The 12,106-nt window shown below is 67.9% G+C and carries 8 protein-coding genes; 6 read left to right on the top strand and 2 right to left on the bottom strand.

Going from position 1 to position 12,106, the window contains the following annotated elements; all coding sequences use genetic code 11:
- Window positions 1-355 precede the first annotated feature (355 nt).
- Together LLH23_20085 and LLH23_20080 are read right to left on the bottom strand one after the other, a co-directional pair.
- Window positions 356-1,351 carry a Gfo/Idh/MocA family oxidoreductase gene (locus LLH23_20085; protein ID MCE5240768.1) on the bottom strand — a complete coding sequence of 332 codons (996 nt, stop codon included), beginning with the start codon at window positions 1,349-1,351 and terminating at the stop codon, window positions 356-358.
- Between the two features lie 207 nt (window positions 1,352-1,558).
- Window positions 1,559-2,947: a sulfatase-like hydrolase/transferase gene (locus LLH23_20080; protein ID MCE5240767.1), complete on the bottom strand. Its 1,389-nt coding sequence runs from the start codon at window positions 2,945-2,947 to the stop codon at window positions 1,559-1,561.
- Window positions 2,948-3,061: 114 nt separating this feature from the next.
- Here LLH23_20080 and LLH23_20075 point away from each other — a divergent pair, with 114 nt between their 5' ends.
- The 6 genes from LLH23_20075 (at window position 3,062) to LLH23_20050 (ending at window position 11,878) form a co-directional block, all read left to right on the top strand.
- Window positions 3,062-4,000 (top strand): hypothetical protein, encoded by a 939-nt coding sequence (locus tag LLH23_20075; GenBank protein ID MCE5240766.1) that lies wholly within the window; start codon window positions 3,062-3,064, stop codon window positions 3,998-4,000.
- 89 nt (window positions 4,001-4,089) lie between these two features.
- On the top strand, window positions 4,090-4,764 hold the full coding sequence (locus tag LLH23_20070) for a DUF1559 domain-containing protein (GenBank protein ID MCE5240765.1): 675 nt from the start codon (window positions 4,090-4,092) through the stop codon (window positions 4,762-4,764).
- Window positions 4,765-4,985: 221 nt separating this feature from the next.
- Complete coding sequence (locus tag LLH23_20065; protein ID MCE5240764.1) at window positions 4,986-5,768, top strand: SIMPL domain-containing protein; 783 nt, start codon at window positions 4,986-4,988, stop codon at window positions 5,766-5,768.
- A gap of 80 nt (window positions 5,769-5,848) precedes the next feature.
- Window positions 5,849-6,814 (top strand): hypothetical protein, encoded by a 966-nt coding sequence (locus tag LLH23_20060; protein ID MCE5240763.1) that lies wholly within the window; start codon window positions 5,849-5,851, stop codon window positions 6,812-6,814.
- Between the two features lie 169 nt (window positions 6,815-6,983).
- Window positions 6,984-8,354 carry an SGNH/GDSL hydrolase family protein gene (locus LLH23_20055; protein ID MCE5240762.1) on the top strand — a complete coding sequence of 457 codons (1,371 nt, stop codon included), beginning with the start codon at window positions 6,984-6,986 and terminating at the stop codon, window positions 8,352-8,354.
- A gap of 47 nt (window positions 8,355-8,401) precedes the next feature.
- Entirely contained in the window at window positions 8,402-11,878 is a 3,477-nt protein-coding gene (locus LLH23_20050; GenBank protein ID MCE5240761.1) for a hypothetical protein, read from the top strand.
- Window positions 11,879-12,106: the final 228 nt, after the last annotated feature.

Genomic DNA, 12,106 nt, shown 5'->3' with positions numbered 1-12,106 from the left:
TCACCCCTCAAGCGTTTGTGTCGCGCCATGTCGAGTCTCCCCGCCGGCTCGCGGGCGGTCACGATGCGCCCAATCCCGTTGCCCTCGTCGTCGTACGTGACCCAGATACGCCGTCCGTCATCGGCCTTGCCCGCAATGACATAGCGCCGGTCTCCCAGAGTGCCACCATAGGTGCGATGGTGCCGAGACGTGCTCCCAGCAGCATCAATGGCGTCTTCGGGGTCAACACCATGCTTCTCAGATATGTGCTTGCGAGCCGCAGCAGAGACTCGGAACTCGTCTATGATTGGCGGCATCGTCAGTATACCCCCGGTGTTCCCGCTTGTAAATACAATCGTCAAGTCAATCGTCAGTACTAGACGTCATCCATCCGCACCAACTCGCCCGTCTGGCCGGACCTCCGGATGGCCTCGACGATCCGCTGGCCCTCCATCCCGTCCTCCATGTTCGCGTACGGCCGGTGGCCCTCGCGGATGGCGCGGACGAACTCGTCCACGTAGTACGCATCCCCACCCAGCGGCAGGGGCGGCACCGGCAACTCCTCGTCGTCCGCGCCGACCTTCGCTACGTGCAGACGCACGCCGTCACTGTCGCGCACAGGCCAGAGGCTGGCCTGCTCGCAGATCGCGTACTGCTTGGTGGGGATGAAGGGCATCGCCATGTACGACAGGGCGCCGAGCACGTCGTCATCATGGGTCGTGACGGCGTGGATGAACTCCTCATTGAGCGGGTCGGGGCCGGTGGTCTTCGTGCGGGCGACGACCGTCTGCACCTCGCCGCCCATGTAGCGCAGCCACTCGCTGATGTGCACACCGTCATGCATCAGGATCGGCCCCCACACGGCGGGGTCGTTGGTGGCGCGATGGCCCTTGCCCTGGACGAGCAGGCCGGAGGGCTTCGGGTGCACCGCCCCGACGCACAGCAGCTTCCCGTAGCGCTGCTCGCGGATCACCTGGCACATGAACTGGTACTCGGGCGCCGCGCGCATACTCAGGTTCACGACCGTGGCGACGTTGCGCGTGGCCTCGACCATCCGGCGCGCGTCGGCGACGGTAAGCGCGATGGGCTTTTCGCAGTACACGTGCAACCCGCGCTCCGCCGCCGCCAGCGTCTCCTCGCAGTGCTGATCGTTGTCGGTGTTGATGCACACGGCGTCGAGACCCTCGTCCAGCAGGTCGCGGTAGTTCAGGAAGCGCTTGCCGGCGAGGCCCTCGGCATCGCACAGGTCGAGGCGCTCCTGGCGGATGTCGCAGGTGCCGACCAGCTCCACGTCCTCGCGGGCGTTGACCGCCTGCGCGTTGCACGTGCCCCGCCCGCCGACGCCGATGATGCCGATGCGTAGCTTGTCCATGGTTCTGCTCCTGGAGGATGTAGATGCGGCGGCCCCCCGCCCAGAGGGGGAGAGGGGCGCCCGTGTGACGGGGGCTTCCGCCCCCGCCTAGATTGAGTCGCGCCTCCGGCGCTCAACAGCTCCGCCCCCACGCTCCCGCCCGCAGCGGTTGCCGTCGTCGTTGCCGTTTGCGATTCCCGGGTCCCGATCCCCGGATCCCGGTCTCCCTCACCACACGTCCTCAATCGTCGCCCGCTCCGCCTCCACCTCTGCAAACCACGTCTCCAGGTCGCGCAGCAGGCGTCGCGCGGTATCCGGGTGCTCGCCGGCCAGGTTCGTCTGTTCCAGCGGGTCTTGCGCGATGTTGTACAGCTCGGGCGCCGGGGGCGGCGGGACCTCGCGCTCCGGGTACGGCTCCTGGATGACGCCATGTTCGAGGAAGTATTCATACTCGTACATGGACATGTGCCACCACTTGAGGTCCGGCATGTTCATGGCCTCACGGATGGTAGGCCGCACCAGCTTCCAGTCCCCGTCACGGATCGCCGCGTTGCACTCCACCAGCGGCGTGTAGCGGTTCCACTGCCAGCAGCGCTGTAGGGCGGGGGCTTGTACCCCGCCCTCGATTGTCGGCCACTGGTCCACGCCGTCGAGCGGCAGGTTCCCCGCGGGCAGCGGCGTCCCCGTCATCGCCAGCAGCGTCGGTAGCCAGTCGCTCATGTGGACCATGTGGTCGCACGTGCGGCTGCCGGCCAGGCCGTCCGGCCAGCGCAGGAGCATCGGCACGCGAATGCCGCCCTCGTACACGCTGCCCTTGGCGCCGTGGAACTCGCAGTTGAAGCGGTTGAGGCATTCGTCGCCCTGCCCGCCGAACTGCGGGCCGTTGTCGCTGCAGAAGCAGACGATGGTGTTGTCCCGCAGGCCCAGCTCATCCAGTGTCCCGAGGATCTGCGCCACGCCCCGGTCCATGCGGCGGATCATGCCGTAGAGCGTCTGGACGCCGGGGGTCACGTCCAGGTCGGCGAAGGGCGCGCGCTCCTCGTCGGGGACTTGCAGAGGGGTGTGGGGGGCATTGAAGGTGACGTGCAGGAAGAACGGCTCGCGCTGGTGGCGGCGCAGGAAGCCGCAGGCCTCCTGGGTCCACAGGTCGGTCAGGTACGTCCCGTCCCCGCGCCGCACGGTGTCCGTGCCAAACTCGATCCGCCAGTTGTAGTAGTCGTGCATCCCGCCGCGGAAACAGACGGCTTCATCAAAGCCTCGCCGGCACGGGTGATAACGCGGGTCGTAGGCACCCAGGTGCCACTTGCCGACAAGGCCGGTGGCGTAGCCCGCCGCCTGGAGCATGTCAGCCAGCGTCGTCTCACGCAGGGCGAGGCGCTCCAGTCCGCGCCATTCGAGCGTGTCAATCGAGCCGGTGCGGTGTGGGTAGCGCCCGGTCATCAAGCACGCGCGCGAGGGGTTGCACACGGGTGAGCCGGTGTAGTGCTGGGTGAAGCAGACGCTCTCGGCCATGAGCGCGTCGAGGGTGGGCGTCTGGGACAGCCCGCCATTGAAGACGCTGAAGTCCCCGTAGCCCATGTCGTCCACGAGGATGAACAGCACGCTGGGCTGAGGCATGAGCGTCACTCCCGGGGGCGCCGGCATCCTGCCGGCCTGTTGCCGGTCCAATTGCCCGGCAGGGAGGCGAATACCTGCGGCGAACCTGACGCAACTCACCCACTGGAGGTCGCCATGTTTCGCCTACCCGTCCGCCAGTACCGCTGCGTCGCCCTGCCCGGTCAGGCACACGATGAGACCAACTTCGGTCACGTCCATCGCGAGATCGAGCTGGACCCGACGGCCACCGCCTTCGTGACCGTGGACCTGTGGAACATGGGGTGGGAGGAGGAGCCGCTGGCCCCGGAACTGGGGCGGGACGCCGAGTACCACTTCATCGGTCTGGGAAAGCGTGCGGCGCTCGAGGCGAAGCGGCGGGTCGAGGAGAACCTCGCGCCCGCTCTGGCCGCCGCCCGCGCGGCCGGGCTGACGATCATCCACTGCAACAGCGAGGCGGTGGTCAAGCGCTATCCGGCGTGCCTGGTGGAGGTCGAGGAGCGCGTGAGCGATGAGGGTCGCGTGGGGCGGCGTGTCCTCACGCCGCCAGAAGTGGCCGACAGCGCGCGTGAGGACACGCGCGCCCACGCGGAACGGTCCTGCGCGCGTGGGGACACGCGCGCCCACGCGGCGGCCTGGCCTCCGCCCGCCGTCCGCGAGGCGGTCCTGGCCGAGTACCTGCAGGTCACCTGGGGGCTGGAGCGCGACGAGCAGTGGAACCGGATGCGCGAGGTGTGTGACTTCCCCGCGCCCGTCCGGCCGCAGCCCGGCGACTGCTGCGTGTACCAGCAGGCGGCCTTCGACCGGATCGCGCGCGAGCGGAAGATCACGACGCTCATCTACGCCGGGTTCCTGCTGGGGCACTGCCTGCTGGACAAACCGGGAGGCCTGCGCAGCACCGCGGCGATCTGGAACAGCCCCGGCTACCGCGCCCTGGTCCTGCGCGACTGCACGCTGGCCCAGGAGAGCGCCACCAGCATCGAGGGCTTCCAGACGACGGAGGCGTTCATCTTCTGGCTGGAGGCTAGCACGATTCCGACGGCGACGGCAGGTGACCTGGTGGCGGCCGTCGAATAACCTCTAGAGCGAATGGGCATCGGAGGGGGAATGCGTGCGTCGCCCCAGACGTCGCTCCTACAACGGACACTTGCATAGGAGGCATAGACATGAGACGCTCAGGCTTCACACTCATTGAGCTGTTGGTCGTGATCGCGATCATCGCCATCCTGGCCGCGATTCTGTTCCCGGTGTTCGCCAAGGCACGCGAGAAAGCGCGACAGAGCTCGTGCAGCTCCAACGTCAAGCAGATGGCACTGGCATTCCTGCAGTATGCGCAGGACTACGACGAGAGATTGCCGGCCGGCATAGGGTATTGGACGCCCTACAGGACCGCCGCGGCCGCCGACCGCGGCGACAACTTCTGGGTGGCCAACGTGTACCCGTACTGCAAGAACGGCCAGATGTTCGTCTGCCCCAGCGGCGGAGCTTTCAGCTCGGCCATCAACGACTGGCCCGCGATGACCGAGGTGCCGACCATGTCGTACGGGGCCAACATGCGCCTCAACCGGGTAGCTCTGGGCACGGTCGCCGAGCCGTCCAGTTGCTACATGATCTCCGATGACAACAACAGCTATGTCTACCTGTACAACACCATCACCGCACTCGACCCGAGCTACGACTGGGACTCGCAGTTGCCGCAGGCTGCGGCCCGCCACAACGAGGGCATGAACTTCGCGTTCGTGGACGGCCATGTGAAGTGGCTGTCCTGGGCCTCACTCAACAAGAGCGCCAACGTGGACGGCAAGTTCCCGCTGGTCTGGCCAGACGACACCTCCCAGTAGCAGACACTGATGGCATTCGTCGCATGCCCGTAGGCATGAAACCAGTACGCCCCGAGGCCCACGGTCTCGGGGCGTTCCTCTTTGGGCGGGCGGTCCGGAGGGTCGCACCACGCGAGTGACGACGATCTGCGCTGCACAGTGGCACAGGAATGCCGGAACCTCGCGCCCGGCCGCGTGTTGATGTGAGGGACACACCACAAACCTCATAAGGGGGCCTTACCATGCGCCAGGCAGGGGTCGTAGTGACCGTGATGTGGCTGTTTGTCGCGTCGGCGTGCAGCGCGCAGAGCGTTCCGACACTGAAGGCAGCGGGCACGGCGGTGGTGCAGGTGCAGCCGGACCAGGTGTGTGTGAATGTGTCCGTGCGCACGGAGAGCAAGGAAGTGGCGACCGCGCGACAGCAGGCCGCTGAGAAGATGGCCGGCATCCTCAAGGCGGTGCGGGCCCTTGACGTGCCGGACATCATCATCTCCACCGAGGCGTTCCAGGTGCGGCCGGTGCTCAAGCCGCTGGGCAAGGATGTCCAGCAATACAGCCCTGACCCCGGGGCCGAACTGGCCCGCGAGGTCGTCGGCTACAGCGTGACCAACTCCGTGGGCGTCGAACTCAACGGGCCGCCGGAGAAGGTGGTGCCCGCCGTGTCGCGCGTCATTGACGCGGCTGTGAAGCACGGGGCCACCAACGTCGGCAACCCGCAGTTCATCAAGGTGGACACGGGGCCGGCCTACCGCGAGGCACTCGAGAAGGCGACCAAGGATGCCGTCGAGAACCTGCAGGCCATCGCCCGCGGTCTCGGCGTGAAGATCACCGGCTACCAGTACGGCGGCATGTTCCCCGAGCCGGGCATCGAGGAGTACTACGGGGGGCGCGAAGTGGCCTATCTGAGCGCCGGCGGTCCGCCCGGGGGCGGCCCCGGCGGGCCCCCGGCCATGCCCACCCCCGTGGAGGCCCGGGCGATCGCCATCGCGGCGACGGTCTACGTGTCCGCCAGCACCGCGCCGTGAGACCGGAGCCGGCAGGGAGGAATCCCGCGCCCTGAGGCCAAAGGTCTCAGGGCGTTTTCTCTCTCCCGAGGCGACTCACCATGACCATTCGCGACCTGTACGACTTCGCCGTCGAGCGCGCCCTCGCCATGGACCCACGGGGCGAGGCGCTCATCCGCACGCAGATGGCCGATCTGCAACGCCACTATGACGGCCTCACCGGCACGGCCCGCGCCATGTTCGATGTCGAACGCCTGCGCAACCCCTTTGGCGACACCCGCCTGCTCGTCGGCGACCCCGACACGGCGGTGCACCGGCTGATCTGCGGCATCAACATCAGCGGCGCGGAGATCCTGCTGGCCGATCGCCTGCGCGACCGTGGCCAGCCCGTGGACCTCGTCGTCGGCCATCACACCTCGCCCCTGGGCGGCGGGTGCGGCTCGCGCGAGGACATCTTCCTGGGCCAGCGAGCCATGCTCACCGAGTTCGGCGTGCCCGAGCACCTGGCCGACAAGCTGCTGCGCCCGGCCATGACCGTCGTCGAGCAGCGGAGCAGCGACTACACGGTCAACCAGATCGCCACGGCGCTCGGCGCGCCGCTGATGACCATCCACGGCCCGGCGGACCTGTACCTGTATCACGAGGGCTACCGGGTCCTGCGCGAGCAGCAGCCGCGGACGGTCGGCGACCTCGTCGAGATCAGCAACAGTTGGCCGGAGGTGCGGTGGCTGATGGACCGTGGGGTGGCCACGCAGGTGGCCGTGGGCGACCCGAAGAACCCGCTGGGGCCAACTTACTGCTGCTTCTACGGCGGCTGGAACCCCACACCCGAGGTCTTCGAGGCGCTGTGCGACGCCGGTTGCGGGACGCTGTGGGTGGTGGCGACCAGCGAGGCGCTCAACGAGGTCGCCCGCCGGCGCCATGCCAGCGTCGTCGTCACGCCGCACATGCCTGCCGACAACCTGGGCCTCAACGGCCTGTTCGATGACGCGATGGACCGCTTCGGAGACTTTGGGGTGGTCGAGACGAGCAACTACGTCCGGGTAGACCGACGCACCTCGCAGTAGCCCGCAGTAGGGCAGGCGGCCGCGCCTGCCCGGCATTCGCGCGCGGGCGAGGCCACCCGCGCTACTGGAAGCCAGGGCGGCACGATACACGATTGGTGGAATGGCGATCATGCACTCCCTCACCGGCCGCATCACACTACTCATCTGCGTACTCATCGGAGGCCCACTCATGGCCCAGGACACGTTCGAGGCCCCGCCGCTGCCGGACAATCTGAGCGAGCTGGGCAAGAACATCCAGCGCACCATGACGCTGCTGGCCACCAGCACGCCCGAGCACCGCAACACCGTGCGCATTCTGTTCTACGGCCAGTCCGTCACCGCCGGCAAGTGGTCGTACGCGCTGGCCGATGACCTGCGCCGGCAGTACCCCAACGCGAACCTGACCATCGAGAACCGCGCCATCGGCGGCTACGGGGCCGAGGCGCTGGTGAAGACCGCCGACTACGACCTGTACCCCTTCTATCCCGACCTGACGATCTACCACTGCTGGGGCGGGGTGAAGGGCGGCCAGCAGGAGGAGATCATCAAGCGCATTCGCCAGCGCACCACCTCCGAGATCCTGCTGTGGACCACCCACTTCCGCTTCAACCCGTCCCTGCCGAAGGAGACGCCGCTGGACGACCCCGGCGTGGTCGGCTCGACGAACGACGACGAGGAGCGGTGTGCCCTGTGGCGGCAACTGGCGCCCAAGTACGGCTGCGAGATCGCGGAGGTCCGCGAGCGCCTGCGGGTGTACCTCAAGGAGCACAACCTGTACCCCAAGGACACGCTGGCCGACAGCGTCCACCCCAACGAGCTGGGCCATTTCCTGATCCGCAAGCTGATCGCCCCCTGGCTGCGCTACGACCCGAAGTTCCCCCAGGACCCGTGGCAGCACCTCGTGACGACCGTCCCGGTGGACGACGCGCGCGTCACGAAGGGCCCCAACGGCGCCCTGAAGCTGTCCTGCGACGGCAACCGCATAGATGTCATCGCGCAGCACACCGCGGAGGCGAAGCTGGGCACGGCGAAGGTGCTGCTCGACGACCAGCCGCCCTCGGCCAATCCAGACCTGTACTATCATTCGCGCCCCACCGCCGCCCCGAATGTCTGGTGGCCCTCCATCAACCAGTTCGGGCACGAGAAGCCGCTGGTGTGCGAGCAGTGGACGCTCAAGTTCACGGAGTGCGACCCGGAGAAGAAGGTCCTGAAGTTCGCAGTCGAGGGCTCCGTGACGGGCCCCGACGGCGAGGGCGACGCCAGCCAGCGCTTCGTCTCCAACTCGGGCCGCGTCGTCATCGAGCCCTCGGCGTGGAATGTCATGTGGGCGCTGACCTACTCCAAGAAGCCGGTGCCGGAGGGCTATGTCGTGAAGTGGGAGACGAAGCCCCTGTTCACGGACAGCTACCAGGCCCCGGCCACCCCGGACGCCGCGCTGGAGTACGCCACGAACCTGGCGATGCTGATGAGCAACGGCTCGCACACCATCGAGCTGATCCCCAATGGCGACGGGCCGGTGCCGGTGGAGGGCTTCAAGGTCTACGCGCCGCCGCTGAAGTAGAGCGCGAGGGGAGTCGCGGGCACTCCACGACCCATAGGAGCACGATCGTGATCAGACCATTCCTGCCCGTCGCAGTACTCACCTGCGCCCTGGCCTGCGCTGCCGACAGGCCCGTCGTCGGCTTCCTGCGCGTAGATGCCGCCAAGTACTACGCCGAGGAGCAGAGCACCCACCCGTACGGCACACGCGTGCTGGCGCCCGCCGGCCTGGCCTTCGGGTTCGGCGAATGGCGCACGATGTACTACGACACCAACCCCGACCGCATCCTCGCGATGCTGCGTGGCTTCAATGTCCTCGTCATGGACACGCCCTTCGATGACAGCATCCGCGACCTGGGCGGCGACCGGCCACAGACCGCCGCGGCGGCGCGCCGGGCGCTCGAGGCCTACCTGAACGAGGGCGGCAGCGCCCTCATCATCCTGCAGGCCGTGCGCTATCCCGGCGACATGGATCAGGACTACGCGAACCTGATTCTCGAAGGCCTCGGTGTGAGGATGCTCCACGAGGGCGTCCTGGATCCACAACGCGCCTTCACCACCCCCATCGCTTCCATCTTCCAGCCCGAAGGCTTCTTCTGGACCGAGAACATCACCCCCGGCCATCCTGTCACCGAGGGCGTCAAGCGCCTCTGCCTCCCGCAGTATCACAACGGCAAGACGCCCGGCGTCGTCACGCCGCAGCTATCGCCGGAGTGGCAAGTACTCGTGCGCGGCGGCGACACGGCACAGAGCTATGTCGTCACCCGCGAGCACGTCACCGACGTCGCGCAGGTTGGCAGCTTCAGGAGCGCCCCGCCGATTGTGGCGGCACGCAGCGTCGGCAAGGGCCGCGTGATGATCTTCTCCGTGCCCGCCCGGAGCGTCTACACCAACTACGGTGTGCCGGGCTGGAACATGATCGTGGAGAGCACGGGCAACGCCGCGGCCAACCTGCCCAGCGACGGCGCGAAGCTCGTGCTCAATGGGATCAGGTGGCTGGCGGCCGCCTCAAGGGGCAATCCCGATCTCGGCACGTTCGAGACGAAGCCCGTGCAGAAGATCCAGTTCCCGGCCAGTGTGGAGTGGGATAGCCGCCGATTCCCCGCGCCAGCCAGGGGCGTCCGCGGTCTGATCGGCGCCAAGACCGCGCTGAGCGATGGCGCGGGCACGGTGGCCGAGTATGCCGCCGCCGCGAAGGCGGCCGGGCTCGCCTTCCTGGTCTTCAACGAGTCGCTGGAGAAGATGACGCCGCAGAAGCTGGACCAACTGAAGGCCGACTGTCAGACCGCGTGCACCGATGACTTCTACGCCTGCCCCGGCGTGGAGTTCAGCGACGACCTGGGCAACCGCTGGGCCATCTGGGGCGAGCGCATCATCTTCCCCCAGGCGCAGTTCAGCCGGGCCTATGGCGAGACGAACGCCCAACGCCCGGCGCTGCAGCAGTGGGATGGCGCGGTCATGCACAACCCCGGCCAGTACTGGGAGTACTGCGCCTACGCGCCCAACATGCTGCTGACGTACCGCAATCTGCGCGCGCGGGGCGCCCACCCCGCGAACATGTGGTGGTTCTACCGCGTGCCGCCGTACGTGTATGACGGCGACAAGCTTGTCGAGGACCAGTTCAGCGAGTGGCTGTATGCCCTGCGCGACATCCGCCACCTGAACCCGGCGTCGTACACGCGGGTGCGGTCACCGGCCGGCGTCGCTGCCGCCGCGGCCGTGTGCGCCACGGGCGCGACCAGCCTGGCGAACGCGAAGGACTGGCTCAACACCCGCTGCGGTAACTTCGGCCATCCGGCCAACCCGTACGTCACCGGCGGCCCCGCGGTCGAGCAGTGGGCGGTCATCAACGGCCAGCACGACCTGCCCTTCGAGGTGCGGGGCAAGCAGCGGGCGCGGCTGCGCTTCCAGGTCAGTTCCCCCGCCGGCATCCGCGAGGTGCTCGTCCACAACTGCGACTACGGGGTCATCCGGCGCTTCCTCGCCGGCGGGACGCAGACGTTCGCCCAGGAGTTCAACCTCGTCCATGACCGCGACCACACGCTGACGCTGGAGGTCGTGGACACGCAGGGCCGTCGGGCCATCTCGGACAAGGTGTTCCTGTGGAGCTACAAGATGAGCCTGGAACGCTGCGGGGACAACCTGAACTTCCTCAATGGCGTAGGCCTGTGCTGGCATCCCGACCGCAACGAGATGATGCCCCTGGCGCAGATGTACCAGGGGCCGCCCGCCGAGAGCATCGGCGGCTACGACACCGCCGTGCCGCTCACGCGCCAGGCGAAGCTGGCGCTGTGGCCCATTGACTGCACCACGACCGAGGAGATGAAGCAGTACCCCACGCACGGCGCGAACGGCATCCTGCGCAAGATCCTGGATGTGAAGCTGCCGGGCAACGATGTGAAGATCTGCGACATGGAGATGGGGCCGGTGGTGGAGCCATACGACTCGCCGACCCGCGACACCCCCGCCCGTACCAGCGTCCCCAGGATCGTGGACGACAACCCGCTCTTCACCCGGACGCACCGGGCCACCTACCTGCAGAACCGCACCAACATGTACGTGACGTGGGACTACCGCCGCGCGCGCGAGGGGGCCGAGAACTACCGCGGCGGGATGGTCTTCCACGAGGGGACAGTCACCTTCAAGCGTGACGCCACGCTAACGGGCGGCGTGCCGGTCATGCTCTTCTACTTTTGCGGCAGCGCCGGCGAGGGCCCGGCGACACTACTGGTCAAGGACGCCGGGGGCGGCCCGGTGGCCCAACCCATCACCGCCGGGGAGCCGTTCCACCGCACGGGCCAGATCGAGCCGGGCGGCTACGCGACGGCCTGGCCGTTCGACCAGTACAGCGTCTTCTACGCCGCGACGCCCTTGGTGTGGGCGTGCGTGTCCGACGCGGCCAGCGGGAAGCTCAATCAGCTACAGGTGGGGATCGGGCGGGCCGGGCAGAAGGTCAGGGCGGGGGAGAGCCTCAGCTACCGCTTCGCCATGGCGACCCTCGGCGGCCGGCCGGCGAGCGCCGAGGAGGCCATCAAGCGCATCGAGACCATCGCTGCGAGCTTCCAGGCCGAGTTCACACCGGTCGTGTGCGCGGCCATCACCTACGGGATGTTCGTGAACCTGCAGGCGGTGGGCCACGAGGTGGCCGGGAAGTTCGCGCCGAGCCAGACGATCGTGGACCTGCCGATCTGCGTAGACGGGATCGAGGACAACGGCTGCGCGGCGGTCTACGGCACGAAGCATCCGTGGCTGCGCTGGGTCGGTGTGGCCGAGGGGAAAGCGTGGCTGCAGGAGGATGTAGACCGAGGCAGCGACCTGTGGATCGGTAACGTCTTCGTGTGCGACAACAAGGCCGTGAAGCTGACGCTGGTGGACCAGGGGCAGGCGGAGGGGAAGCAACCGTTCCTGGAGGTCCACAACCCGACCGACCAGGCGATCACCGCGACTGTGACCTCGCCGCCACACTGCCCGCTCTACGGCGGCACAAAGCTGCAGGTACAGGTGGCGGCGGGGGCGACGACGGTGGTGCCGGTAACGCGCCGCTAGGCCGTTGTCGTTGCCGTCAACCCCTCCCCGTGGGGAGGGGTCGCGCCGCAGGCGCGGGGGTAGGCCGCCGTGCGGTGTGCGGCCAACGTCCAACATCGTCCTACCCCCTACCCCCTCCCTGAAGGGAGGGGAGACGGCACACCCCTCCCCGGTGGGGAGGGGTCGCGCCGCAGGCGCGGGGGTAGGCCGCCGTGCGGTGTGCGTCCAACGTCCTCCTACCCCCTACCC

This window comes from bacterium (assembly GCA_021372615.1).
In the GTDB taxonomy this organism is placed as follows: Bacteria; Armatimonadota; Zipacnadia; order Zipacnadales; family UBA11051; genus JAJFUB01.
The sequence above is the reverse complement of the archived record's forward strand: the minus strand, read 5'-3'. Positions and strand labels throughout refer to the sequence as shown.

What these genes read in the sequence shown, in the direction of transcription:
- LLH23_20085 (MCE5240768.1), bottom strand. Translation starts at nt 1,351, where the DNA reads ATGGACAAGCTACGCATCGGCATCATCGGCGTCGGCGGGCGGGGCACG.
- LLH23_20080 (MCE5240767.1), bottom strand. Translation starts at nt 2,947, where the DNA reads ATGCCTCAGCCCAGCGTGCTGTTCATCCTCGTGGACGACATGGGCTAC.
- LLH23_20075 (MCE5240766.1), top strand. Translation starts at nt 3,062, where the DNA reads ATGTTTCGCCTACCCGTCCGCCAGTACCGCTGCGTCGCCCTGCCCGGT.
- LLH23_20070 (MCE5240765.1), top strand. Translation starts at nt 4,090, where the DNA reads ATGAGACGCTCAGGCTTCACACTCATTGAGCTGTTGGTCGTGATCGCG.
- LLH23_20065 (MCE5240764.1), top strand. Translation starts at nt 4,986, where the DNA reads ATGCGCCAGGCAGGGGTCGTAGTGACCGTGATGTGGCTGTTTGTCGCG.
- LLH23_20060 (MCE5240763.1), top strand. Translation starts at nt 5,849, where the DNA reads ATGACCATTCGCGACCTGTACGACTTCGCCGTCGAGCGCGCCCTCGCC.
- LLH23_20055 (MCE5240762.1), top strand. Translation starts at nt 6,984, where the DNA reads ATGGCCCAGGACACGTTCGAGGCCCCGCCGCTGCCGGACAATCTGAGC.